Source organism: Corynebacterium falsenii (assembly GCF_020099275.1).
Classification (GTDB): domain Bacteria; phylum Actinomycetota; class Actinomycetes; order Mycobacteriales; family Mycobacteriaceae; genus Corynebacterium; species Corynebacterium falsenii.
Window position 1 is genome coordinate 531,304 of the sequence record NZ_CP083646.1, and the last position, 25,433, is coordinate 556,736.

The window sequence follows — 25,433 nt, forward strand, 5'->3', positions numbered from 1 at the left end:
TCGCCATGGTGTTCGTCTGGCAGGGCGTGGGGGAGCGGCGTGATCGGACCGTCGGTGTCTCAGCCACCGTTATGCTTAGGCGCGTGATGCCCCATCAGTTTCCACCACAGGGCCCGTCGCAGGGCTCGCAGCCGGGTCCAATACAGGGCCCGCCTCCTCAGGTGCCGGCCGCCGATCCCCACGGTTGGTACCGTCCTGCGCCGACTAACCGCAAGACATCGGCCGGTTATCTGTTCGCAGTCCTCGGCGCGGTTGTTGTCCTATGCCTCATTCCGTACTTTGTCGATCGCGCTCTTCCCGAGAACTCGGTGGAGGGTAATGCCTCTGAACTTTTGACGACACAGCTCAGAACCGCCACGAGCTGGCCGCTGACGTTCGAGGCGCTGGATCAGTGCACGGGCGATCCCGGCTTCAACGTCGACGAGCGCGTTTACCTGGAGTGCAGCGCCAGCAACGTCAACGTGATCGGCATGGTGGATGTGAAGGATGATCCGAGCGCGGTCGCCACGGCATTTGATCGGGCGGTACGGGCGATGTGGTCCATCGTCAGCGCGGACGTTGGGCCTCGCGATGACACAGCCGACGCACAAACAAGGGTGCCCGGCTTATTGGAGCGCTCGGGTGCGGATCAGGTGTGGATCTCGGAGTATTTCGCGGTCGATGCCGAACTCCCGGGAGATGTAGGTCTCGCGCCGACCGCCCAGGGAGTGCACCGATCCGTCGGCTTCTTCCGAGGCAGCGGAGACAGTGCATTCACCGGTGGGGACTTGGTGGTGGTCGACGTTGTGGCGTCGACCGAAAGGGATGTCGATGAGGCGCTGAACAGGGTCATTGAGACTGCCCGGGAGACCAACGTGGAGAGTGGCTCCGGTAAGGAAGGAGCGCACCAGGATGTCTAACTACCTGGTCATGGATGTGCCGCGCGCCTTCCACATGGCGCAGCCGGCGGCCACGCGACCGACGCTGCGGATGTTCAAGGGTGCCTGGTTCTGGGTGTATTGGGTGATTGTGGTGCCGTCAGTGCTGATGATGATTGGTACGGTGGCGCTTCCTGCGTTGCTGCTGGACGGCACGGTGAGCGTCGTTGCGGCGCTACTGATGCTCGTGGAAATCCTGGTCGTCGTGGCGGCGGTGCTGTGGTTGAAGATAAGCCGCGGCACGCCGATTCGAATGGCCGTGCTGTCAGTGCTGTGGGGAGGGTCGGCCGCGATGATCATGACCAGCACGTTCGGGGCCGCTCCGATGATGAGCATCGTGGACAAGCTGGGGTGGTATTCCCTGACCGCGAGCTTCGTTGGGGCCTATCCGGAGGAGATCATGAAGGGCCTCGGGATCTGGTTCGTGCTCATGATCGGACGGTCCTGGTGGAACCGCCCATGGCACGGCATCGTGGCGGGAATGCTGGTCGGGGTCGGTTTCGACGCGGTGGAAAACATGATCTATTCGCTGAATCTGGCACCGATGAACCCCGAAAGCGACATGCAGGGAATGCTGCAGATATTCGGTATGCGCACGGTGGTCGGCGCGGGCCTGCACATTATTTTCAGCGGCTTCGTGGGATTCGGTATCGGCCAGGCACTGTTCGCGCGGACGGATCGGCGCGGGGTGCCTCGGACGAAAGCATGGAGGCTGGGGCAGGTGGTCCTGTGGGGAGCGGCGGGCTTTGCGGCTCACTTCGCGTTCAATGCGATGATGTTCTCCGACTATCCGGTGATCCAGCTGATCTGGCACATCGGGGTGTGGCTGGTGATCGTGACGGGGCTGGTCGTTTTGATCTGGCGCCAGACGAAGCAACTGAAGCCGGAATTGGACGCCGGGCTGTATCCGGCGGTGACGCTATATATAAAGCAATTCGCGCCAGAGACTCGCTTCGCCGGGGTGCCGCTCGGTGTTAGTGGACTGCCGGCCGCGTGGCCGCAGCCGGTGGGGCAACACGCACCGCTGCAGCCGCACCACCAGGCCTACGTACCCACGACTCCGCAGCACAGGGTTCCCATGCCGTCGCGCTCGGATCGCTTTCGGTAGTACAGAAAGGTCCGGAAGCCCCGGAAAATCCGGAAACTCAGGAAACTCCCATGGTCGGAGGCTGGCCCCGCCGCGCAGCCCCCGCAACAGATTCTCAGCATTTCCGCAGGTAGATGATTCGGGCGTGTCGTGTGATGAAAGTCACTCAAAGCTGTGACCAGCGCTTTTGCAGCAATGCTGGCAGGGGGCCGAAAATTTTCGCCACGTGAACAGTGTTGCTTGTGTGAAAACTGTGACATTTGGGTATCGTGTGACTCATGTTATCACTGCCATGGCGCCGCTCTGCGCGCAAAACCGCTCCCGCACGCATCACGGCAGCAGCCTTGCTGGGCTCTGCTGCCACGGTGGCAGCGCTCGTTGCCACAGACGTAGTCCCCGTCCCGTCGTGGGCGCTTAGTGGCGTCGACGTTGCTTCCCACCAGCACCCCGGAGACTCTGCCATCGATTGGCAGCAGGTCAAGGCCAACGGCCAGTCCTTCGCCTTCATCAAGGCCACCGAGGGCACCGGCTACACCAACCCCTACTTCTCCGGCGACTCGATCAAGGCGAAGGAAGCAGGCATCACCCCGGGCAGCTACCACTACGCCCGCCCGGGCCAGAACGACGCCCGCTCCGAAGCCCGCTTCTACGCGGCAACGCTGGCGACTGGCGCTCAGCCCTCCCTACCTCCGGTGCTTGACCTCGAGGAAGACGAAGGCCTGACCCCGACGCAGCTGCAGAACTGGACCCGCGAGTGGATCGACGAGATCAAGACCCTCACCGGCCGCGACCCGATCATCTACACCTACAAGTGGTTCTGGGAAAACCGGATGGCCAACACCACCGAGTTCAACAAGTACCCCCTCTGGCTGGCGTACTACAGCGACACCCTGCCCGATGAAGCCATCCCCGGCGGCTGGAAGTACGTGACCTTCTGGCAGAAGGCGGACAAGGCCAGCGTCGACGGGATCGTGGGTCCCGTTGATATGAACGAGTATTTCGGCGACGACGCCCAACTGAAGGCCCTGTCTGAGGATCTGCCGTCGGGCACCGTCGCGGGCGATACCGCAGACGCACTGGAGCCGGTCCGCCAGGTCGCGGGTGCCGAGGCGAACGTGGCCAACGAAATTGAGCACGCCACGGGCGTGGATGTGCCGATGGCCAGCGACTTCTTCATGGTTCTGCTCGGCGTGATCGGCGGCCGCCTGCCGGCCGAGGCGCTGCTGACCCAGGGCGCGACGGAGATTGAGAACGCGAACGCTGCCAACGGCGGTGACGGTGGCGATGTGTCCCGCGCGACGGCCGCGGCCCAGAACATCCTGCGTGCCTACACCGCACTGGCTGGCGCCCTCGAGGAGTTCAACGCTAACGGCAACAAGATCCCCGTGGATCAGCTGACTGCAGCGCTGAGCCAGCAGAAGTCTGCTGGCGCTAACGGCAGTGCTGGCACGGTGAATGTGAGCCAGGTGCTGTCTCTGCTGCAGCAGTCCGGCGGGGTTTCCGACTGGAACGCCAAGCTGCGCAACGGCGAGGTTCAGCCCGATCCTGATGCGCTGAAGAAGCTGGATGAGGCTGCCAAGGCTGCTTCCGCTGCGGAGCAGGGCGGCGCTGCCACACCGGCAACGCCCGCTGCGCCTACTGCGCCGGCAGCGCCCGCGCAGTAGAACCCAAGGAGAGTGTGGCGTCGCAGTCGGACGCCCACTTTCCTAAGAGGGGCGCACTAGCGCCCAGGGGGCCTCCTATTCAGGCGCTTACTTTTCAGGGGAGGGTGCACCAACGCTCAGGGGGGCTCGGGCGGTCGGCATGTGTCGCCCGAAATGCACCGAATCCCATCAGCATTTGATCTAGGCTCGCTGCTATACCATTTCGAGGTCGAGCCCGAGGGGGTGGCATCGCTATGACAGGCGCAGCTGAATCCGGACATTCACGCAGAATGCTTGTGGTTCTTTCCGCAAGTCAAGGGTTCTATTTGTCCGCCATGAGCATTGACCTGACCGTCACAGCGTTGGCTGGTGCGTCGTTGGCACCGAGCCCAGTGTGGTCAACCCTGCCGATGGCCGCCATAGCCATCGGTAGTGTGCTTGTCGCTCCCATGGTCAGCTGGCTCATGGCGAAGCTCGGAACAAAGCCAACACTCATCGCTGGGGCTGTCACCGCCGTGCTGGGTGGTGTGTTGTCATGGCTGGCTATGACCAAGGGGATCTTTGTGCTGCTCTGCCTCGGCACGTTCGCCGTGGGCGTGTACCAGTCAATAGCGAACTATTACCGATACATCGCTGCGGATTCCAGGCCAGGGCAGGAGGCCAAGAGCGTTGCTGTGGTCCTGTCAGCAGGGGTGGTCGCGGCGATCATCGGACCGATCATCGCCACAGTGACCGGTGACCTACTGGTCCCGCTGTACTCGGGAGCGTACCTAGCCGTCGCTGTTCTAGGCCTCGGCGCGATTGCCACTCTGAGCTTGTTGCCGCGTCACTGCGCATCAGCCAACCTCGTTGCTGAACAGGATGCACGACCCGGGCAAGCGGCATCAGTGTCGGTGCTCGACTTGTTTCGTAGACCCCTTTTCAGCACCGGTGCGTTGTTGAGCTTTGCTGGATGCTTCTCCATGGCGATCGTGATGGCGGGGGCGCCTCTCGAAATGGAGCACAGTCTTCATACGAGCGAGACCATGCGAATGTTCGGCATGCAGCTACACATGGTTGGCATGTACGCGCCGATGTTGATTCTTCCGCTGATAGCTGGCCGGCTGAGTCACTGTGCGCAGGCGATCATAGGAATCGTGCTTGGCCTCATAGGTTTGCTCGTCGGTCTCGTCGGCAGCGGACCCGCGATTACCGTCACGCTATTTTTGGTGGGTGTGGCCTGGGCCATCAGCTATGCGATAGGCAGCGCACTGCTGACAACGTCCTATACGGCGGCCGAGCGGCGAATCGCCCGCGGCATTGGTGAGCTGTTCCCCGTGTCCGGCCTCGCCGTGGGCAGCCTGCTCGCGGGCCCGCTGACCACGCAGGTCGGGTGGGGTTTTCTCACCAGCGCCTGCATCGCAGTCCTTGTCTCTGCTGGAGCGATGGTCGTCTTTTATCGGCGGAGCTTGTTGAACTGACTGTGAAGGGCTGCGGGGAGCGCCCGGCCCTCGCAGGCCCCAGCCTAGCTTTCACAACATCCGTGCCTGCATGGATACGGCCGAACGCGCCATAAGAGGTTTCCGCCAGTCGTTGATGGAGGGCCCAGCGGTAGGAAGAACCTACCGACAGCGTTGACTCCGCTGGAATGTCAATCAGCTCACTCCGACCCCAATCGAGGTGACGACACGTTTCGCCAAACCGTACATAGGGTTTGGTGAAAACAGCATGAAAAGGCCATGCGATGATTGACGATTTCAACGTCACGGAGAGCTTCACGGAGACCTTCATGGAGAAACTCGTCTCTCTTCTGTTGGGACCTATCTTGCTGCATTCCGCTCTAAGGTCGGCGTAGCTTGAGCATGAACGTTTCGTCGCTGTCGCTTGGCGCCCACCATGTTTCTCGAGCGTTAAAACTTTCCCCCCGTTCATCCGGCCATCACCATCAGCAGTCACCATTGCTGCACTTTCGCTGACCAGCGTTTTTCCAGTCCAACACTTGTCGAGTCTCCGGCGCTGCCACAGCAAGATCAGTACGCCCTCCGTCACTGTGAACGCGCAGGGGTTTTCCGTGCGCACCCATCATGCCTTGGAGCTTGAGCTCATAGGAAATGCCGTCTATCAGCACTTTCGCTCCATCCTGACCGCCACGCGGCGTGCACACGCTTATGCCCAGACACACTTCAACGCCTGCTAGTTTCCACCGTGTTAACGCGATCTCCGAACTTTAACCCCCGCTGCTCCGGCGGCCCTTTTCAGCGTGTGGATGCACTCCGCGCCACCTTAGTATCCAAATTGCCCACGACAAGAGGGCACCCAGCTCCACGCAAGCCAATCCAGCACAAGGCAGATACGCCGGAAAGGTCCCCATCGGATGCCCACTATCGGAATCGTGAACGTCAACACGTCGGAGTCGATGACCACCACCATCGTTGACGCCGCCCGCGCCGTCGCAGCCCCTGACACAACCATTGTGGGACTCACCCCGCAGCGCGGTCCGGTATCGGTCGAGACTCATGTGGAGGCCTATCTCTCCGCTGTCGGCGTGATTGAGGCGGTGCATCGTTACACTCTTGAATCCGCGTCCCAAGGCGCGCAAACGGACTCCCCAGCCACCACATCGCTCCCTGCCGATGCACAGTTACCTGACACCGCATCGCTCCCCGTCGACGCATGGATCATCGCCGGCTACGGCGACCAAGGAAAAGAGGCTCTGCAGGAGCTTGTTGACGTGCCCGTCATCGATATCACCGAGGCCGCAGCAGTGGCCGCGATGTCTGTGGGCGATGCCTACGCGGTGGTCACCACGCTCGACCGCACAGTGCCCATGATTCGCGCGCGGCTAAGCCAGGCGGGGCTCATCGATCGGTGCGTGTCGATTACCGGAACCGGCCTCGGCGTGCTCGAGCTGGAAGAAGATCCACAACGCACCCGCCAAGCAATCATCGATGCCGCTACCGCAGCGTTGCGCCGCACCGAGCATCCCGCGGAGTCCATCTGCCTAGGCTGCGGCGGAATGGCGGGCCAGGGCCCCGAGCTGTCGAAGGAACTCGGTGTCCCCGTCGTCGATGGCGTGGCTGCCGCGGTGGGACAGGCCGAATCGCTTGTGCGACAGGGGCTCACGACCTCCCGCATCGGAACCTTCGCGCCGCGCGGTCCCAAGCGCCTTCATGGCTTTGAGCAACTCGAACTCCCTACCGAATCCCTCACGGAAAGTTGACCCCATCCCCATGAATACCGGAGATATCAGCGGCAATGACGTTGTCATTCCTGCCAATGCCGACCCCGACCTCATCAACCCAGACCTTGCACCGCTGAAGAACCAACACTGGGGTGCTTACAACGTCTTCGCCTTCTGGATGTCAGACGTCCACTCCGTCGGCGGCTACATCACAGCCGGAGCACTGTTCGCCCTAGGGTTGACGGCATGGCAGGTTCTGCTTGTCCTATTGCTGGGCATCACCATCGTCTATTTCCTTTGCAACCTCGTGTCGCTGCCATCCCAGCGCACCGCCACACCCTTCCCAGTCGTGTGCCGCGCCGCGTTTGGTATTCAGGGCGCGAAGATCCCTGCCATCATCCGCGGACTCATCGCGGTGGCGTGGTACGGAATCCAGACGTATCTCGCCAGCCATGCACTCGTCGTGCTGCTGGTGAAGCTCGTCCCATCCTGGGCACCCTACGCAGACAAGGATCTCCACGGTTTCCTCGGACTGTCTGTGCTGGGATACATCGGTTTCTTCATCCTGTGGGTGCTCCAAGCGCTGGTGTTCTGGCGCGGCATGGAGGCCATTCGAAAGTTCATCGACTTCTGTGGTCCGGCTGTCTACGTGGTGATGTTCCTGCTGGCGATCTACCTCATTTCCCAGGCTGGGTGGTCGAACATCAGCTTCTCATTGGCAGATTTCCAGCTCTCCGGCTGGGCGGCGTTCTCGGCTTTCTGTGCCGGAACCGCCACGGTGGTCAGCTACTTCTCCGGTCCAATGCTCAATTTCGGTGACATTTCTCGCTACAGCTCTTCCCAGGCTGCGGTGAAGCGCGGTAACTTCCTGGGACTGCCGGTGAACTTCCTGGTCTTCTCGATCCTCGTGGTGGTCACGGCCTCGGCAACAGTCCCGGTTTACGGCCGCCTCATCACCGACCCTGTGGAAACAATCGCGCAGCTCAGCAACACGTTTGCCATTGCTTTCGGTGCACTCACGTTGATGATCGCCACGATTGGCATCAACATCGTTGCGAACTTCATCGCCCCGGCCTTCGACTTCTCTAACGTGGCTCCGTCGAAAATTTCGTGGCGCACCGGTGGCATGATCGCGGCGGTCGGGTCGATCTTCCTCACCCCATGGAATCTCTACAACTCTCCGGAGGTCATTCACTACACGCTGGATACGCTGGCTTCCTTCATCGGTCCGCTGTTTGGCGTGCTGATCGCCTTCTTCTACGTCATTCACAAGCACCGCGTGGACGTGGACGCCCTGTTCAGCTCCTCACCCGAGGGCCCGTATTTTTATCGCAACGGTTTCAATATCAACGCTGTGATCGCCACGGTTGTGGGCGCTGTACTGAGCCTGTTGACCATCCTTGTCCCCGCCCTCCAACCTGCCGCCACTTACACTTGGTTCATCGGCGCCGGGGTCGCAGCCGCAGTGCTCGTCGGCCTGGAGCGCCTGCGCCCCTCGTTGCCTCGCACGTCGCCCCAGCAGAAAGCCCTCGTCAACGCATGATCTCGCCCCTGTCACGCCGCGCCGCCGACCTCGCCGCCGCGCGCCTCACCGCCACGGATCCCAAGGTCACGGGCGAGTGGTCGAGCCCCCTGTCGTGGCGTCAACCCATCCACACCGTTTACATCCCGGCGTCGACCTTCTTTCTCGACGCCACACCCCACCCGCCCCACACCCTCCCGCAGCGGTGGGGCCAGCAGATAGTGGATGTGTTGCAGGAGCGCGCCGGGGAGTCAGCGTCGGCCGCCGATGCGGCCCGTGACCTGGCAGAATCCCTGGGCGTGGAGGATCCACAGCGCGTGGCAAGCCTAGCCGTGGACAAGCTGCTGCGCGAGCCGATCGAGGACGTGCGCATCGACTTCGAGGACGGTTTCACCCAGCGCGGGGTGCCTTCCGAGCGCCGAGATCAGCAGGAGTCCGATTTCGCTGCCCGGGCCGCCGACCTGCTCGCGGACTGGCTCCTCGACGGCGGGACGGGAGTGCCGCCGTTTTGCGGTATCCGATTCAAGTCCTTCGACCCGCTGGTGCGCGAGCGGGGCATCGATACGCTCATCACCGTCCTCACCGGGCTACACGAGCGAGGCGTGCTGCAGGCGTTGTACCGCCCAGATTCGCCGCGCTTCGACCCCCGCGCCCTGCGGCTGACGTTCCCGAAGGTGCAGGATACGTCGCAGGTAGAGGCATTGGTGGAGATCCTGCAGATGCTGGAAGCCGAGTGGGGCTTGGATGCTCGAGGCGTGCAGATCCGTTTCGAAATTCAGGTGGAAACACCCCAGGCCGTCATCGGAGATGACGGCCTGGTCGAGGCCGCGCGGATGATCAAGGCCGCGCAAGGCCGGTGCCTGTCGCTGCACTACGGCACGTACGATTACTCGGCATTCCTGGGCGTGGACCCGGCCCAGCAGTCCATGGAGCACCCCGTCGCTGATACGGCCAAGGGCCTGCTGCAGGTCGTGGCCCGCGGTCACGGGGTCGAGCTCTCCGACGGGTCCACGAACCGCATCCCCGTGGGGAGCTCGGCGGCTATGGAGCAGGCGTGGGCGCTGCACTATCGCCTCGTCACCCGGCACCTGACCAGGGGAATTAGGCAGGGTTGGGATCTGCACCCACACCAGCTGATCACCCGGCACCTCGCTACGATTGCGTACTTCCGGCGCGACTGGGAACTGTCCGCCCGGCGTCTCAAGGCCTACGTGGCCGGGGATACCTCGGAGTGGATGGACGAGCCAGCTACCGCGAAGATGCTGGCGAGCTTCCTCCGACGCGCGCACGCCTGCGGCGCGATCGCCGACGCCGAAGTGCGCACCGCCGGAGTAACAGCAGGTCAGCTCGTGCAACTCGAGGCAACCGGGCGCCTCACCGACCATCCCACCGACCATCTCACCAACCAGGAGTAATTTCCCACTATGACAGTGCAGATCTTCCGTGCTCGGCGCGCGGTCATCGGATACCCAGAGGTCCATGAATCACCGGTGACGGTGGTGGTGCGTGGTGGCGTCGTCGAGAAAATCTATGAGGGAGGCTCCGCCGAGATCACCAGCGCCGACCTCCCCGGCACCGCCGACGCCGAGATCATCACCATTCCCGACGATCAGATTCTGCTGCCCGGCCTGGTGGACACGCACGTGCACGTCAACGAGCCGGGGCGCACGGACTGGGAAGGGTTCGTCAGCGTCACCCGGGCCGCAGCGGCCGGAGGCGTGACCACGCTGCTGGACATGCCGCTGAACTCGATCCCCTCGACTGTGACGATGGATGCGCTGCGCACCAAGCGCGACATCGCGCAGGACAAAGCCAAGATCAGCGTGGGTTTCTGGGGTGGCGTGGTGCCGGAGAATCTCGGCACTGGAGAGCTGCGCGAGCTGTGGGATACGGGGCGCGTGTTCGGCTTCAAGTGCTTCCTGCTGCACTCAGGCGTGGACGAATTCCGGCCTCTCACACCGATCCAGCTACAGCGCGCGATGGAGGAAATTGCGGACTTCGATGGGCTGCTCATCGTCCACGCCGAGGACTCCGAGACCATCGAACGCGCCGAACAGGAGCAGCAGGGCCGCGGCGGGATTACGCAGGTCTATGCGACATTCGAGGCGTCCCGACCACCGGAGGCCGAGCGAACCGCCATTGAAACGGTAATCGACGCCGCCGAGCGCACCGGCTGCCGGGCGCACATCCTGCACCTCTCGGACGCGGGCTCGCTGGAGCTACTGCGGGATGCGCAGCGCCGAGGGGTGCGCATCACCGCGGAGACATGCCCGCATTACCTGTCGCTGTTCAGTGAGGAAATCCAGAACGGCGCGACCCAGTACAAGTGCTGCCCGCCGATCCGCACCGCAGGTAACCGCGAGCGGCTGTGGGCCGGGCTAGTGGATGGGGTGATCTCCACGGTGGTCTCGGATCACTCGCCGTGCACCGCGGAGCTGAAGAAGTTCGCCACCGCCGCTCCCGCGCCGTTCTCCGCCATGGACGCCGAAGGCACCAACCTCGGCGGCGCCGGCGCAGACGGCCGCGGCTCCGAAGGCAGCTTCGGGCAAGCCTGGGGAGGCGTGGCATCCGTGCAGCTTGGGCTGCCCGTCGTGTGGTCACAGGCCCGCCTGCGTGGACTGGGGCTCACGGACGTGGTGCGCTGGATGTGCACCAACCCAGCACGGTGGTGCGGCCTCACCGACCGTGGCGCGATCGTCCCCGGCGCGCGTGCTGACTTCGTGGCCGTCAGCGCAGATGACGCCTTCGTTGTGCTCCCAGACAAACTCCACCACAAGAACAAGGTCTCCGCGTACGCCCAGCGCGCCCTGGCCGGGGTAGTGCACACCACCTGGGTCGCCGGGGAGGTCGTGTACACAGCTGATGCTGCACGTCCCACGGACTCGGCAGCCCAGGCGGACACCGCTACCTTCCCCGGGGGCACACCGCCTCTCGTCGATAGGCCGGATGCGGTGGGGGAGCATGGTGGCGTCGACGCTAAAACACACAACGGTGGACAAGGAAACTAGGAACATGAGCACACCCCAGGACTTCGAAAACTACCCCGACCTGGCCAATCGCCAGCTCGCGGGATCAGTGATCTGGGCCAGCGACGAGTCCTTCGCCGAGCGCGAGAACCTCATCATGCCCCACGACCCCGCCTTCGACCCCGCCCTGTTCGGCAACAAAGGCAAGGTCTACGACGGCTGGGAAACACGCCGGCGCCGCCACGAGGAAATTGGCCACAACGATGCCGCCATCGTCCGCCTCGGCGTGCCCGGCCACATCCGCGGCGTGGTCGTAGACACCTCCTGGTTCACCGGCAACTACCCGCCGCAGTTCGCGGTCAAGGGCATCTGCATTGACGACTACCTCCCCGCAGACGAGATCGCCGCGCTGCCCGATAGTGAGTGGTTCGACCTGGTTGGCGTCACCGACGCGCAGGGCGATACGCGGCACGCCGTGGCCATCGACCCGGACAGTGCGGCCGGGCAGACGCGGGTCACGCACGTGAAGCTCATCATGATTCCGGACGGTGGCATCGCTCGCCTGCGCGTCCACGGCATCCCCGCGCCGAATCCGCAGTTCCTGGGGTCCACGGTGGACCTCGCGGCGATCGAGCACGGCGGGTGGGTCACCGAATGTTCCAACATGTTCTACTCCTCGCCGAACCAGATCTTGAGCCTCGGCCGGGCGATCAATATGGGTGGGGGTTGGGAAAATGCTCGACGCCGCAATGGTGGCAACGACCATGTCGTCATCCGGCTGGCTGGGGAGAGCGTCCCGGAGTTCGTGGAGGTGGATACGAGCTACTTCGTGTTCAACGCGCCGGGGGAGATCCGGCTGACCGGGTGGAACGCTGGCGGTGATGTGGATGCTGATGGCAGTGCTGGCGTGGATGCTGATGGCAGCGATGGCGGTGCGAGCAGTGCTGGTGTGGATGCTGATGGCAGTGATGGCAGTGCTGGTAGCAATGCTGGGCCCGAGATCATCGAATTGGTATCCAAGCGCCGGGTTCTGCCGGACACGCGCCACCGATTCGCGGTATCCGAGGAAGCCCGCGACCTTCCGATTACCCACGTGCGTCTGGACGTGTACCCGGACGGAGGCTTGGCACGGCTGCGCGTGTTTGGCTCGTTGACGGGTGCGGGGTTGCGCGAGCTCGAGGCGCGCTGGGAACGCTGAATTGCTGCGTGGTGGAAGCATTCGATGCGTTGAGGGCTTCCCGGAACGTGCAATGCTGTTCCACGTCGAGGCTGTGTGGGGGTCCTGAGATGCCAATGGAGATTTGGTCAGATTTTGTCAAGGCAAAACTACGTAAAAACCTGCTTTTTGCTTAGTTCTGCCTTGACCAAAATTGCACTTTTCCCTTGACGGGGTCATTGACGCCACGGAAACCCCTTCTCCTTCCCCTTGACCTTTTACTTTCCAGTCCCGCCAATGCTCTGGCTCCGTTAACACCGCTGAAAACAGATCCCCGGCCATCGCTTTCTATATGTAATCGCTGTTTAACTGCTGCGAAACATTCATCGATCAGACTTATCCCTATCGGCGCAACACCGGCCCCGATGATGAGATGAGGAGACCTGATCATGACAACCGGAGACAGCCTGGCATTAGCCACAGCGAGACTTGAAGCAGCCGCAGCGAAAGCCCGAGCCCGCGCAGAGGCTGAGCGCACGATCTGGGCCAGCGCTACAAATCGAGTGAAGTCCGGGGTAACTACAGCGAGGTCGAGGGTCTCCATGCGTCGCAGCTCCACCGCCACGGCCTCCACCGCCACGGCCTCCACCGCCACGGCCTCCACCGCCACGGCCTCCACCGCCACGGCCTCCACCGCTGCGACCACCACCCCGGCCACCACTTCGACTACCGCCATGGCAAACACCACAACAGCGGCCACCACCGCTGCAACCCCCAACACCCCGCACCCCGTGGACCAGCGCCCACCCTTCGGCAAGCTTTTCATCCTCGGCCTCCAGCACGTCCTCGCCATGTACGCAGGCGCCGTGGCCGTGCCGCTGATCGTCGGCGGAGCCATGGTCGCCGCGGGCAAGCTGCAGCAGTCCGATATCCACCACCTCATCGTCGCGGACCTGTTCGTGGCAGGCATCGCCTCCATCATCCAGTCCGTCGGCTTCTGGAAGTTCGGCTCACGCCTTCCGCTGATCCAGGGCGTGTCCTTCGTATCCGTGGCCCCCATGATCGCCATCGGAAGCCAATTCGGAGTGCAGGCCATCTACGGCTCCGTCATCACCACTGGCCTCATCATGATCGCCGTGGCCCCCGTGTTCTCGAAGATCGTCAAGTACTTCCCGGCGATTGTCACCGGCACCATCATGACGATCATTGGTCTTTCCCTCATGAAGGTCCCCGCCGGCTGGATCGTCTCGGACAAGATGGCCCCGAACCTCAGCGGCGGCCTGAACTTCCTCCTCGCCCTGGTCACGCTCCTCACGGTCGTTGTCATTCACCGCTTTTCTTCCGCCAGCTGGCGCCCCATGGCGATCCTCGGCGGCGTGATCGTCGGCACCATCGTCGCGCAGCTCTTCGGCGCCACGAACTGGACTGAGATGCACAAGGCCGAGTGGATCGGCGTGCCCACTCCCTTCCAGTTTGGCCTTCCCACCTTCCAGATCGGCGCGATCCTCACCATGGCCATCGTGGGCCTCGTCATTATGACGGAAACCACGGGCGACATCATCGCCGTCGGCAAGATCACCGGCCGCCCCGCAAGCAAGCAGGTGCTCGGCAACGGCCTGCGCGCCGACGGCCTGTCCACCCTCCTCGGCGGCGTGTTCAACACGTTCCCCTACACGGCATTCGCGCAGAACGTGGGCTTGGTGAGCCTCTCCCGCGTGTTCTCCCGCTTCGTGGTGACCGCCTCGGGCGTGATCCTCATTGCCCTCGGCTTGCTGCCGAAGCTCGGTGGCGCCGTGGCCGCGATCCCCACCCCGGTTCTCGGCGGCGCGGGCATCGCGCTGTTCGGCATGATTACCGCCTCGGGCATCCGCACCCTTGCCAGCATCGAATGGAATGAGACCCGCGCTCTCATCGTCGGCGTGTCTGTGTCCATCGCCCTGTTGCCCTCTATTTCTTCTGGTTTTTACGACGCCCTACCGAAGACCTTCGCCATGATCCTTGATTCGGGAATCACGATGGGCGCAATCAGCATTATCCTTCTGAACTTGCTGATTAACCGCCAAGGCAATGGTCATGTGGACGAGACCATGGGTGCGGAGACCACCCCGCTGGGCGCAGCCGAGGTCAGCGCAGAGCTGGCCAGCGAGGCGGACGCTGAGGTGGGGGAGCCTGGTGGCGTCGAGAAAAAGACGGCGACCGAGACCAAGCGCGCGCTCGAAGGGGCGGGCACGCCATGAACTCAGTGATCACGGAGCGGTACGCGGGCTGGCCGGTGGGCCAGATCGCGCACGGGGCGTAGGGCCGCGCAGACCCCCACAACCCCGCTGAGCAACCGACCGATAAGGACACCCTGTGACTACTAGCCTGCGCAGAATGGCAGGTCGTGGCGGACAGACCGCCCCGACTGCCGCAACCACCCCGACCGACAACACGCATCAAGCGCGCGAGACCAGCCAGAACCCAGGCGACCTGCCGCTGCCGCGTACCCTCACGTTCATCCCAAGTGACTGGCAGATCCTCGCCCGCTACTGGTACCCGGTGGCGCGGATTGAGGATGTCACCGAGGGGCCGATGGGCGTGACGCTGCTGGACATGCCGCTGGTGGTGTACCGCCATGAAGGTGAGATAATTGTCGCTGACGATCTCTGCCCGCACCGCGGCATGAAACTGTCCATGGGTTCGGACCAGGGCGATGGCCAGGGCATCAAGTGCCCGTACCATGGCCTGCGCTTCGGCAAGGGCGGCCGGTGCATTTCGGTTCCGGCGCACCCGGATAACAAGATCCCGGAGAAGATGCATCTGCGCTCCTACGGTGTGGTGCTGCGCTATGGATTGGTGTGGACCTGCCTGGCCGTCCGCGCCGGGGAGGCCGGTGCCGGGGAGGCGGCGGACCCCGCCGCACACATCCCGCCGGTGCCGCATTGGGACGAGCCGGAGTTCCAGCAGATCAACTGCCCGTATATCGACGTGGAGGCCTTCGCGGGCCGCCAAGTCGAGGGCTTCTTGGACGTGGCGCATTTCCCCTTCGTCCACGCCGATTCCTTCGCCGATGCCGCCATTGAGGAAGTGCCGAACTACACCCCCGTGCTCACCGACGATGGCTTCGAGGCCGAGTACTGGTCCACCATGCCGAACGTCCCGCACGGCGTGGAGCTGGACGTTCCGGAAGGCTTCCAGTGGCTGCGGCATTTCCGGTTGCATGTGCCTTTTGCGGCGTCGTTGGTGGTGCATTTCCCCGGGGGAGCGCGGTTGTCGATGCTCAACGCCGCGAGCCCCGTCTCGGCGAAAAAGACTCGGCTGTTCGACGCCCGCTGCCGCAACTTCGACACCGACCAGCCCGTGCAGGACGTCTACGACTTCAACCGCCAAGTCTTCGAGGAAGACCGCGCGATGGTGGAGGCCCAGAAGCCGGAGAACCTCCCGCTCGATCCGAAGCTGGAGGTGCACATCCCCGCGGACAAGTCGTCCATCGCGTACCGGCGGGCGTTGCGCGCCCTCGGCCTGTCTGAGTTCTTCACGGCGTAAGGGGGCGAGCATGACAACCAGCATGTCTGCCAGCACGCCCTCCGGCACTATTGAGGCCTACGTGCACTCCGTGACCTGGGGTGGACCGGACGTCCTCATCGTCGAACTCCGCCCCGTTACCGGCGCATTCCCGCAGGCCAGCGCGGGTTCGCACATCGATATCCATCTTCCCGTCGATGGCCGCGACGCCATTCGCCAGTACTCCCTCATCAACTCCGACGCCACACCCCAGCGCTATCTCATAGCCGTCTTTCGGGAGCCGCAGTCCCGTGGTGGCTCGCGGTTGATCCACGACGTGCTGCGCGTCGGCCACATCGTGGACATCTCCGCGCCGCGGAACACCTTTCCGTTGGCTCGTGGGGATCACCACACCGCCGGAGGACAGCACGTGCTGCTTGGCGGCGGCATCGGGGTGACACCCCTGGCCGCCATGGCTCAGCACCTGGTCGGGGCGGGCGAGGAGTTCGAGCTGCACACGTATGCCTCCACGCGCCGGGACGCCCCGCTGGCGGACTACATCGGAAGTGTCCTTGTACCCGACCCGCCAACTGCGCCAACCGTGCCAACAGCGCCAACCGTGCCAACCGCACCAACCGCGCAGGCGGCGTGGCACCAGCACTACTCGGACGAGGAACCCAGCTTCCGCACTGCCACCGCCCTGCCACGGAAATATCAGCCCGGTGACCACGTGTATATCTGCGGGCCGGCCGGCTTCATCGACCATGCCGTGGCAGTAGCGCGAGACGCAGGCTGGCCGGAAGACACCATCCACGTGGAACGATTCCGGCTCTCCGAGCCGGTGGACACCACGGGCGAGGCGTTCGAGGTGGTTGCCCACTCCACGGGCGAGCGCATGCCCGTCGGCGAACAGCAGACCATTGCAGAGGTATTGGCCGATCACGGCTACCACGTGGAACTGTCCTGCGAGCAGGGCATCTGCGGGTCGTGCATCACGGGAGTGGTCTCCGGCGTGCCGGATCACCGCGATGAGGTGCAAAGCGAGGCTGAGCATCAGGCGAACACGCAGATCAACGTGTGTTGTTCGCGCAGTCGCTCGGCGGAGTTGGTGTTGGATCTGTAATGCTGGATTCGGTGAACACTCAGCAGCCCCAGACCGCACACCGCAGCGGCAACCCCATCGGCAGCCCCAACCCCAGCGGCGTGATGATCCTGCGCGGCCACGTCCTCACCCCTCTCGCCCAGGGCTCCGCAGCACTCCGACAGGGGCAGGTGAGATGGGGAGAGGCTGGTGGCGTCGAGATCAAAGATATTCCCGACGGAGCCATCGCCATCGACACCGCCACGGGCACGATCGAAGCCGTGGGAGACTACGCCAGCGTGCGTGCGGAGTGCGCGGAACAAGCAGCGGACCAGGTAACCGTGCGCGACCACCGTGGCTGCTTCCTGCTGCCTGGGTTCGTGGACTGCCATGTGCATTTCCCGCAGCTCGATATGGTGGCCTCCCCGGGCGAAGAGCTGCTCGGCTGGCTGAACACCTACACGTTCCCCGCCGAGCAGGCTTACGCCGACCGCGCCTTCGCCGAGGCGAAAGCAGACGTGTTCGCGGATGCACTCATCGCCCACGGCGTGACCACCGCCAGCGTGTACGCCACCAGCCACCCCCACTCCGCGGCCGCCATGTTCCGCGCTGCCCAGGCCAGGGACATGCGCGTGATCTGCGGCAAAGTGTGCATGGACCGCAACGCCCCCGAGCCGCTGCTGGACACCCCGGACACCGCCTACGCCGACAGCCGTGCGCTCATCGAAGCGTGGCACGGCGTGGGCCGGTTGGAGTACGCGATCACGCCGCGATTCGCCCCCACGAGCTCGCCTGCGCAACTGGACGCGCTGGGAGAGCTGGCGCGCGAGTTTCCCACTGTGGTGATCCAGACGCATCTGGCGGAGAACCGCGGCGAGGTCGAGTGGGTTCGCGAGCTGTACCCGGAGGCTGCCGACTACACGGATGTGTACGCCAGCCGCGGCCTGGTCCGCGAGCGCAGCATCCTGGGGCACTCGATCTACCTGTCGCCTGCTGAGCTGCACCGCATCGCGGAGACAGGGGCGGGGTTGGCTCACTGTCCGTCGTCTAACTTGTTTTTGGGGTCTGGTTTATTCGACGCCACAACGGCCTGGAACGCGGGCGTCCGCGTGGGGCTGGGATCGGATGTCGGTGCTGGGCCGAGTCTGTGGGCGCCGTCCGTGGCTGCGGACGCATACAAGGTGTCGCGGCTGCTCGGCACCCCGGTGAACGCGGGGCAGATGCTGTACCTGGCGACGCTCGCCGGCGCGGAGGCGCTGGGTGTGGATGCGCACGTGGGGAGCCTGGAGGTGGGCAAGGATGCGGACGTGCTGGTGGTGGATCCGGCGGCGTGTCCGGCGCTGGCGGCGCGGTTGGGCGGTGGTGTGTCTGGGGACGCGTGCAGTGGTGCTTCCGGTGGTGGCCCTGGTGGGAGCACCGAGGAAGCGCTGTTCGCGACGTTCCTCCTTGCCGACGAGCGCGTCCTTCGCGAAGTCTGGGTGCACGGGCGACCGGCACGTGCCGTGGAGCGCGGGTAGCCCCATGACACTATGCACCATGACACTATGCGGAAGCGGCAGGCAATAATGAATGAACACATCACTGAAGAGAGGATCGAGGTAATGGCATCGGGAACGGCATCGGGGAAGGGCGAGACTGGCGGCGTCGAAGCGTTTAATCACGCCCCTGAGCGGCAAGCTGTTTCGCTGCTTGAACCGCTTTTCTGCAGCGCGCAGCTGGCCGAGCAGGTGGTGGCGGCGCGTCCTTTCGCAACGGCGGATGATGCCGTCGACGAAATGAAGGAATTGCTCCGTGACCTGCCCGAAGATGCCATTTTGGAAAGCGTCAATGCGCATCCTCCGATTGGTGGTTCGGTGGAGAAGGGGTCGCTGTCGGAATCGGAGCAGTCGGCGGCCCTGGGTGATCAGGGCGCAGGTGGCGAAGGCGGTGGTGAAGGCGATGGTGCTGATCCCCTCACCACGATTCGCGCACTCAACGAAGAGTACCGAGGGCGCTTTGGCTACACGTTCCTCATTCGTGCGGCGGGGTTGACGGCAGGGCAGATCTTGGCCAACCTCGAGCAGCGCCTCACCAACACACCCGAAGCTGAGTGGAGTGAGGTGCTGGGCAACCTTGCGGCAATCAATGAGCTGCGGATGCGGCAGATGCTGGAGTCTCTGGGTGTGACCGGCCCGACGCTATCAACTCATGTGCTGGACACATCCACTGGGCTTCCGGCGTCTGGGGTGCATTTCGAGCTGCAACTGATTCAATGGGTCAGTGGTGGTAGCGGTACCAGCAGCGATAGCAGTGCCAGTGCCAGCAGTGCCATCGCCAACAGTGCCAACAGTGCTGAGGAAAGTGCAGGTGTCGGCAGCGATGCGACTGTCAATCCTGGTCAGTCGGTAGTGGAGAGCGGAGAGACCAACGCTGACGGCCGTTTCTCCTTCGCCGATCGCTTGGGGGCCGGCGTGTACAACCTGCGGTTCGACACGGACTCTTACTTTGCTGCACGCGGTATTCGTGGACTGTATCCCTGGGTCGATGTGACGTTCCGGGTGGACGATGTGGACCTCGGTGCGGGGGCGTCGCATCTCCACATTCCATTGCTGCTGTCCCCATACGGCTACTCAACGTACCGCGGGTCCTGAGCGTGAGCGCCGGGCTTCAGATGTGACAATGTTGTGTTTTGTCGAAATTCACTTTGCAAAACCCCAGGTCGAAATTTTTGTAACCCCTCAAAACACAACATTGTCACAAGTGAAGCACCGCTGGCGGTGAGAAGGCGGAGGGTTCAGGCGATTGGAGGTCTTCAAATCAGCGTGCAGATCAGCGCGGCACGGTCTGGACCGACGATCCGGAAAACCCAGCAGGGACATGTACGAATGCCGTGGTTTGTGGATTTCGCGGGCACAAAAGACCAGATGGTCAAATGTGCTACCTCACAAAACACGGCATTCGTACACGCAGAGCTCGCTGCCTAGTAGCGCGGCTGCTGGGGGTACCAGGGGTCGCCTTCTTTGTGGCGACCCACATTGGTGACTTCGACATGCTCAAAAGCCTTGAAGTCCTCGAAGAAATCGTCCCAGTTCTCGGCCATAATGTCCGTGGCGATGCGCGCGGACATTCGAGTAATACCTGCATAAATGCCGGAAAGCTGGTTGCCCGCAAGGCCATGGGAAGCCCGCGCCCCGGTAGAGAAGTGGTACAGCCGGGGAATGTATTCGGCCGGATCGGCGCCAGCTTCAGCCTCAACCCCAACCTCTGCCTCAGCCTCAGCCCCAGCTTTCGGCTGGAACTGGAACCCATCGCCCAAGTACGGGCACTTGCCCATCGGGTGCCCCGCAGCAGGGGAGTACTGATCACTCCACAGCTGAATGTCGCCCACGAACTCCTGCAGCTCCGGCCGCAGGGCCAGATCCACGGTGTAGCCCGTTGCGGAGATGATGAAGTCGACCACGGTGACGTCGCCGTGATTGTCGGTGACCAGCAGCTCCTCCGTGCCACCTGTGCCACCAGCGGCGTCACCATCCGAGATCACCTCAATCGACTGAATCGTGGTGCCCTCATGGAGCGAGAAGTTGTCGAAGGCGAACGCGCGCCAGATGCTCGCTTGCGTCGGCGGCTGGGGAAGGCCGCCGTTGAACAGGCCAAACTCCCACTTTTTGTCGTCCGGCAGGTCGAAGAAGCGCTCCTGCATGCCGGGGAACTCCATCCACCGCAGCGAGTTCTTCGTGGCGACCTGCGCCGAACGCTGGAACAAGGTCACCGACTCCGCGCCTGCCTCCAAGGCCGTACCCGCGTTGTCGAAGCCGGAAGCGCCGCCGCCGACCACTAACACTCGCCGCCCTTCGAACTGCGAGAAGTCGATCATGTCCTCGGTGTGCACCCAGAACTTATGCGGCAGCTCACGGATTAAAGATGGCACGAAGGCTCCGCCGCCGCCGTCGAGCCCCAGGGCGAAAATGACCCGTTGCGCGCGGTACTCCACGCCCTCACTACCGCCGTCGCCGTCGCCGTCGCCACCGCGCCGCGCCCGAACGGTAAACGCCCCACCCGGCTCGCTCGGTGGCAGCACTTCCGTCACCTCTGTTTCAAAGTCCACATCCGCGTCGGTGACCGTGCGGTACCACTCCAAGTATTCGTGCCAGTCCAGCCGCGGCACGAGCGTGGTGTGCTCCCAGGCTTCGTCCCCGTACTTCGCCCGGAACCACGACTCAGTGTGCAACGAAGGCACATCCAACTCGATGCCTTTCATATTCTTTGGACTCCGCAGCGTGTGCATCCGCGCGTACCGCGACCAGCATCCGATGGAATCGGCTGGGGCGGCGTCGAGAATCTTTACCTTCCCGATTCGGTGCCGTTGCAGCGCGAACGCGGCCCCGAGCCCCGCCTGTCCACCGCCGATGATGAGCACGTTGTACGCGCCGTCGGAGGGGTCGGGTACCCAGTCGTGGTTGTGGCCGAGGATTTCCATTTCGCGCCGGGCGCCGGCCTCTAGTTCCTTTAACCTCGACGCCGCCCTCATCCCATCAATCGCCGGCGGGCGTTGGTCGGCTGGCAAGGTATGCCGGTGGACCGTGGGCTTGGAGAGGCTGGTGGTCACGATGAGCTCCTGATCATTCGAGGGAAAAGCCGCGCGGAAGGCGTGTGCGTTCCGCGATTGCTTTCACCCTAGGAGCGCTGTGAGTCGTGCGAACTACGGTTTTGTTAATACCGCGTTACCGGCCCCAGCCAGCTCAGCGGCTCCGGCCCCAGCGCCCTACGACGAGAACTTCATCGGCCCCGGGTACCACAGCCCGGACCGCGTCACCGTGGTGACATCGAGCTTCGCCGGCTTCGGCGCCTGCCCCGTCACGGAGTGGTAGGTGTAGAGCCGGTCGAGCACGCCCCAGTCGCGCTGCCAGTCGTTGTTGAGGTACGTCGGAACCTCGTTCGGCTGGGTGGTCATCTGCATGAGGCCGATGGAGCCACCGCCGGCGTAGTCCATCACCGGCGTGTGCGCGCGGCGGGCGCTGTGGTCCGGCGAGATGCGGAACTTCGGCACCTCGGCCACGCCTGCCCAGTGGTGGTAGTTGCGCTGGCAGGGGAACTGGAAGGCGGTGGACCAGTCCAGCAGGCCCGGTTCGTTCTTGCCGAGGTACTGGTTCAGGCCCTCCATTTCGGGAGCGCGCGGCGGCGTGAACGCCAGCCACTGGTCGGGCGTGAGGTTCGTGTCCACGGCGACGATGCGCATGTCGGTGGCGTCTTGCGGCACCACGGACATGGGGATGCGCATGTTGCGCCACTCCGGCCCGGTGCCGATGTCGAGCGGCACGTAGTCGCTGATGACCTTGAACTTCCCGTTCGGTTCCTTCTCGCCGAACTGGACCTTCATTTCCTGGCCGTACTGGAACACGCCGTTCATGTCGTTGTGTGCCATGCGCCCGGCGGCAGTGAACACGATGAGCGGGGTGTCGGCGTTGCGCGGCGGCAGGGTGTACCACTTGGTGGTGGTCTGCGCGGGTTCCTGCAGTCCGTCGCGGTAGCTGCCGACCACGGGGATCTTGTTGCCGTCGATTCCGAAGGGCAGTTGCGCGTAGGAGCCGTTGATGCCGGGGGTCTTGCGCGTGCCGCCGGTCGTGCCGGAGTCGTTGGGGTTGCTGGAGGCCGTGGGTGCGGCCTCGTTGTTGTTTGTCTTCTCGGGGCTATCTTGGTTCGACGCCTCAACGTCGCCCGTTCCCGACTTATCCGTTCCGGAGCCGGCGGTCGTGTTGCTGCTATCGGAACTGGAGAACTGGTCTCCTTGGGTGGTGGCGGTGGCTGCCTCCGAGGAGCCTTCGGAGCCGGCTTGGATCTTGGCGGGGATGTTGTTCGGCTTGAAGCCGGTGCTGCCCTCGGTGGTGAGGGAGTCCTTGAGCGGGCTGCCGTCGGCGACGGGCAGGAAGGAGTCGTTGGTGTTCTTCTCCACGAGCACGTCACTGGCCAGGTTGCAGGTGTTGCCTGTGAGGGCCTCGACGTTGCCCTTGCCCACGGTGTATGCCGGCCATTGGCCAATGAAGCCCTTGGTGAGGGAGAGCAGGGTGAAGACCACCACGATGCTGGTGAGCACACCGATGGGCGCGGCCGCGACACCGTTGAATCGGCGGAGGCGTTTGCGCTCGGCGGCGTCGATATCCCGAAGGTCCTGGGTGGTTTCGGCGCGGGCGTGGCGGGCGTCGGAGAGAAAGCCGACGAGCACGCCCCACACGAGCACCAGCAGAGAGAGGGCGAGCATCACGGAGGAGGCCTGGATGCCGCCGAGCTGGATGGTCTTGTCCCACCACGGCACACCGTAGGAGCTGATGTACCACCAGCCGTTGGTGCCGGCGAGGGTGAAGGCGAACAGCAGCAGGGAGGCGCCGATGAATAGGATGCGGTTGCGCCGCGAGCGTAGGGCAACGTGGCTGGCGGCCACGGCGGCGAGGCCAGCGAGGGCTGCGCCGATGCCGGCGTACACGCCGAAGTGGTGGGTCCACTTGGTGGGCGCGAACGTCATGAAGAACATCGTGCCCAGGATGATGAGCGTCAGGCGGGTGGATGGGCCCTTGGCCGCACCGGGCACGCGCCCGCCGTTGCGCAGCATGGAGGCGATGACCACGGCGAAGCAGAAGAACAGCATGAGCATGCTGAAGCGGCGGGGGAAGCTGCCGTCCACGGTCTGCTCGAGGAGCGCTTCGTAGCGCAGGTATTCCTGGTACCAGGGCACGGATGGGCCGATGGCGCTGCGTACCTTGATGGCTTCCATGACGGTGCGGAAGGTCTGGTCGGCGAACACGGCGATGAGGATGGCCGTGCCGGAGGCCAGGAACGGGGCGATCTGCGCCAGTACTGCGACGATGGAGGTGGAGCGCTTCGAGCCCTTCGGGGCGCCGAGCATGGGCAGGCGGCGGATCACGATCTTGATGAGCGAACCGAGCGATGCCAGCAGGGCCGCGACGGCCATGAGGCCCGTGGGTCCGGCGCCGAGGGCCAGGGTGGCCAGGATGGTGCCGATGGCGGCGGGGAGCAGGCGGCGGGTGGCGATGGCGCGCTCGAAGGAGACCCAGGCTAGGAGGCTGAACATGGCGATGATCGGCTCGGGGCGGGTGCCGTTGTTGTACGTCATCCAGAACAGCAGGAACATGCTGGCCATGGTCCAGTGGGCCACGCGCCGGGAGTTGATCTTGGTGCCGAGGCGGGGCATGACTTCGCGCGAGAGCACGAGCCACGTGATGATGCCCGCGATGAGGGAGGGCAGGCGCATCCAGATGGAGGCGGTGGACACGTGGACCATGAGGCCCAGCAGGTCGTAGTACGGGGAGCCGAAGGGAGATTCGGGCACACCGAACCAGCGGTAGAAGTTGGCCATGTAGCCGGAGGATTGGGATTCCTCGGCCATGGTGAGCAGGTAGCCGTCGTCGGCGGTGTTGGCGCCCACGAAGTACCAGGCGAGCAAGACGAAGCCCACTACGGCGTCCAGCGGGCGCGGCTTCCACCAGTTCTTGTGCAGGAAGCGCCCGGAGCGGCGGCGGCCGTCCATGGCGTCGATGCGGTAGAGGGCCCACAGGGACACGAGGGTGGCGAGGATGCCCAGCCACATCGCGAGCGTCTTAATCAGCGAGGGCGAGGTGGTGAAGCGGGAGTCGACCTTGACGTCGACTTTCAGTCCAGCAGCTTCCGCAGCCTGGGTGTTGGCTGGGGTGTTGTCCATCTCGGAGTAGATGCCCGTGAGCATCGGCCGGATGTCATCGTTGATGGTGGAATCGTAGGGCTGACCATCGGGGCGGTCTGCGTCGGGGATCCACACGTGTGTCTTCGTGGAATCGCTGGTGATGCGCAGCACGGCGTTGGCGGGGAGTTTGCTCAGGTCATCCTTGGGGATGCTCAGCGGCACCACGTTGCGGATGACCACATCTAGGCCGTTGTCCGTGGAGCGCACGAAGAGGCCGCGTAGCGTGGCCTCTTGTGCGTCTTGGGGCACGGTGGAAAGCACCGTGGTCGCGCCCGGGTTAAGTTTTGTTGTCTCTTCAATCGGCAGCGAGATGTCCAGGTCCTGCGGGACGTAGGACATCAGCGGGGCCGTCACGGAGGTGAGGTCCCCGCCCTGCGGCCAGCTGAAGCTGGCCTGTTCCTGCTTGACGGGCAGGAATGGGATGGAGAGGAAAAGGAAGAATCCGAGGAAGCCGGAGATGATCGAGATCAGCTTGATCCGGCGGCGCTTGTCTGCCGCGCCGCTGTCTGCGGAATCGGAAAACCCTTCTTCTGTTCGTTTCTGCTGCTGGACTGTAGACACGGGTGTTGATTCTATGCGACGACACCAGGCATTCCGAACTGCTCTAGCTGAAAAAAGCTAACCGTGATGGATACAACATCATCGCAGCATCATCTCAGCATCATCTCAACACCGTCGCAGTCCGCTGGGGGAACTGTGCGTGGGAC

General features: G+C 63.8%; 16 protein-coding genes. 14 read left to right on the forward strand and 2 right to left on the reverse strand.

The window, feature by feature from the left end:
• Positions 1-83: 83 nt before the first annotated feature.
• The 14 genes from LA343_RS02515 to LA343_RS02580 all read left to right on the forward strand — a co-directional run bounded on the left by LA343_RS02515 (position 84) and on the right by LA343_RS02580 (position 19,645).
• Positions 84-899: a hypothetical protein gene (locus LA343_RS02515; RefSeq protein ID WP_144084465.1), complete on the forward strand. Its 816-nt coding sequence runs from the start codon at positions 84-86 to the stop codon at positions 897-899.
• The gene (locus LA343_RS02520) at positions 892-2,025 is read left to right on the forward strand and encodes a PrsW family intramembrane metalloprotease (protein ID WP_025401792.1); all 1,134 of its coding nucleotides are present in this window, start codon (positions 892-894) and stop codon (positions 2,023-2,025) included. Before LA343_RS02515 ends, LA343_RS02520 begins: the two co-directional genes overlap by 8 nt.
• A gap of 257 nt (positions 2,026-2,282) precedes the next feature.
• Positions 2,283-3,668: a glycoside hydrolase family 25 protein gene (locus LA343_RS02525; RefSeq protein WP_025401793.1), complete on the forward strand. Its 1,386-nt coding sequence runs from the start codon at positions 2,283-2,285 to the stop codon at positions 3,666-3,668.
• 314 nt (positions 3,669-3,982) lie between these two features.
• Positions 3,983-5,107, forward strand: coding sequence for an MFS transporter (locus LA343_RS02530; protein WP_224209204.1), 1,125 nt, complete (start codon positions 3,983-3,985; stop codon positions 5,105-5,107).
• 893 nt (positions 5,108-6,000) lie between these two features.
• Positions 6,001-6,846: an aspartate/glutamate racemase family protein gene (locus tag LA343_RS02535; protein ID WP_039910831.1), complete on the forward strand. Its 846-nt coding sequence runs from the start codon at positions 6,001-6,003 to the stop codon at positions 6,844-6,846.
• Between the two features lie 10 nt (positions 6,847-6,856).
• Positions 6,857-8,350 (forward strand): NCS1 family nucleobase:cation symporter-1, encoded by a 1,494-nt coding sequence (locus LA343_RS02540; RefSeq protein ID WP_224208104.1) that lies wholly within the window; start codon positions 6,857-6,859, stop codon positions 8,348-8,350.
• Positions 8,347-9,744 (forward strand): DUF6986 family protein, encoded by a 1,398-nt coding sequence (locus tag LA343_RS02545; RefSeq protein WP_025401797.1) that lies wholly within the window; start codon positions 8,347-8,349, stop codon positions 9,742-9,744. The genes LA343_RS02540 and LA343_RS02545 overlap by 4 nt, the downstream gene beginning before the upstream one ends.
• A gap of 9 nt (positions 9,745-9,753) precedes the next feature.
• Positions 9,754-11,337: an allantoinase AllB gene (gene allB, locus LA343_RS02550; RefSeq protein ID WP_025401798.1), complete on the forward strand. Its 1,584-nt coding sequence runs from the start codon at positions 9,754-9,756 to the stop codon at positions 11,335-11,337.
• A 4-nt stretch (positions 11,338-11,341) separates the two neighbouring features.
• The gene (gene alc / locus LA343_RS02555) at positions 11,342-12,493 is read left to right on the forward strand and encodes an allantoicase (RefSeq protein ID WP_025401799.1); all 1,152 of its coding nucleotides are present in this window, start codon (positions 11,342-11,344) and stop codon (positions 12,491-12,493) included.
• A 407-nt stretch (positions 12,494-12,900) separates the two neighbouring features.
• A complete protein-coding gene (locus LA343_RS02560; RefSeq protein WP_224209205.1) occupies positions 12,901-14,688 on the forward strand; it encodes a nucleobase:cation symporter-2 family protein in 1,788 nt (595 codons plus the stop codon).
• A gap of 136 nt (positions 14,689-14,824) precedes the next feature.
• On the forward strand, positions 14,825-15,976 hold the full coding sequence (locus LA343_RS02565; RefSeq protein ID WP_025401801.1) for an aromatic ring-hydroxylating oxygenase subunit alpha: 1,152 nt from the start codon (positions 14,825-14,827) through the stop codon (positions 15,974-15,976).
• A gap of 10 nt (positions 15,977-15,986) precedes the next feature.
• A complete protein-coding gene (locus LA343_RS02570; protein WP_025401802.1) occupies positions 15,987-17,057 on the forward strand; it encodes a PDR/VanB family oxidoreductase in 1,071 nt (356 codons plus the stop codon).
• Positions 17,057-18,532 carry a guanine deaminase gene (gene guaD, locus LA343_RS02575; protein WP_025401803.1) on the forward strand — a complete coding sequence of 492 codons (1,476 nt, stop codon included), beginning with the start codon at positions 17,057-17,059 and terminating at the stop codon, positions 18,530-18,532. Before LA343_RS02570 ends, guaD begins: the two co-directional genes overlap by 1 nt.
• 48 nt (positions 18,533-18,580) lie before the next feature.
• Positions 18,581-19,645 carry a 2-oxo-4-hydroxy-4-carboxy-5-ureidoimidazoline decarboxylase gene (locus tag LA343_RS02580; protein ID WP_224209206.1) on the forward strand — a complete coding sequence of 355 codons (1,065 nt, stop codon included), beginning with the start codon at positions 18,581-18,583 and terminating at the stop codon, positions 19,643-19,645.
• Positions 19,646-19,974: 329 nt separating this feature from the next.
• Here the strand turns inward: LA343_RS02580 and LA343_RS02585 are convergent, their stop codons facing one another.
• Positions 19,975-21,600: an NAD(P)-binding domain-containing protein gene (locus LA343_RS02585; protein ID WP_224209207.1), complete on the reverse strand. Its 1,626-nt coding sequence runs from the start codon at positions 21,598-21,600 to the stop codon at positions 19,975-19,977.
• 156 nt (positions 21,601-21,756) lie between these two features.
• Entirely contained in the window at positions 21,757-25,287 is a 3,531-nt protein-coding gene (locus LA343_RS02590; RefSeq protein WP_025401805.1) for an arabinosyltransferase domain-containing protein, read from the reverse strand.
• Positions 25,288-25,433: the final 146 nt, after the last annotated feature.

What these genes read in the sequence shown, in the direction of transcription:
- LA343_RS02560 (WP_224209205.1), top strand. Translation starts at nt 12,901, where the DNA reads ATGACAACCGGAGACAGCCTGGCATTAGCCACAGCGAGACTTGAAGCA.
- LA343_RS02545 (WP_025401797.1), top strand. Translation starts at nt 8,347, where the DNA reads ATGATCTCGCCCCTGTCACGCCGCGCCGCCGACCTCGCCGCCGCGCGC.
- LA343_RS02535 (WP_039910831.1), top strand. Translation starts at nt 6,001, where the DNA reads ATGCCCACTATCGGAATCGTGAACGTCAACACGTCGGAGTCGATGACC.
- LA343_RS02570 (WP_025401802.1), top strand. Translation starts at nt 15,987, where the DNA reads ATGACAACCAGCATGTCTGCCAGCACGCCCTCCGGCACTATTGAGGCC.
- LA343_RS02520 (WP_025401792.1), top strand. Translation starts at nt 892, where the DNA reads ATGTCTAACTACCTGGTCATGGATGTGCCGCGCGCCTTCCACATGGCG.
- LA343_RS02580 (WP_224209206.1), top strand. Translation starts at nt 18,581, where the DNA reads ATGAATGAACACATCACTGAAGAGAGGATCGAGGTAATGGCATCGGGA.
- alc (WP_025401799.1), top strand. Translation starts at nt 11,342, where the DNA reads ATGAGCACACCCCAGGACTTCGAAAACTACCCCGACCTGGCCAATCGC.
- guaD (WP_025401803.1), top strand. Translation starts at nt 17,057, where the DNA reads ATGCTGGATTCGGTGAACACTCAGCAGCCCCAGACCGCACACCGCAGC.
- LA343_RS02530 (WP_224209204.1), top strand. Translation starts at nt 3,983, where the DNA reads ATGAGCATTGACCTGACCGTCACAGCGTTGGCTGGTGCGTCGTTGGCA.
- LA343_RS02565 (WP_025401801.1), top strand. Translation starts at nt 14,825, where the DNA reads ATGGCAGGTCGTGGCGGACAGACCGCCCCGACTGCCGCAACCACCCCG.
- LA343_RS02525 (WP_025401793.1), top strand. Translation starts at nt 2,283, where the DNA reads ATGTTATCACTGCCATGGCGCCGCTCTGCGCGCAAAACCGCTCCCGCA.
- LA343_RS02540 (WP_224208104.1), top strand. Translation starts at nt 6,857, where the DNA reads ATGAATACCGGAGATATCAGCGGCAATGACGTTGTCATTCCTGCCAAT.
- allB (WP_025401798.1), top strand. Translation starts at nt 9,754, where the DNA reads ATGACAGTGCAGATCTTCCGTGCTCGGCGCGCGGTCATCGGATACCCA.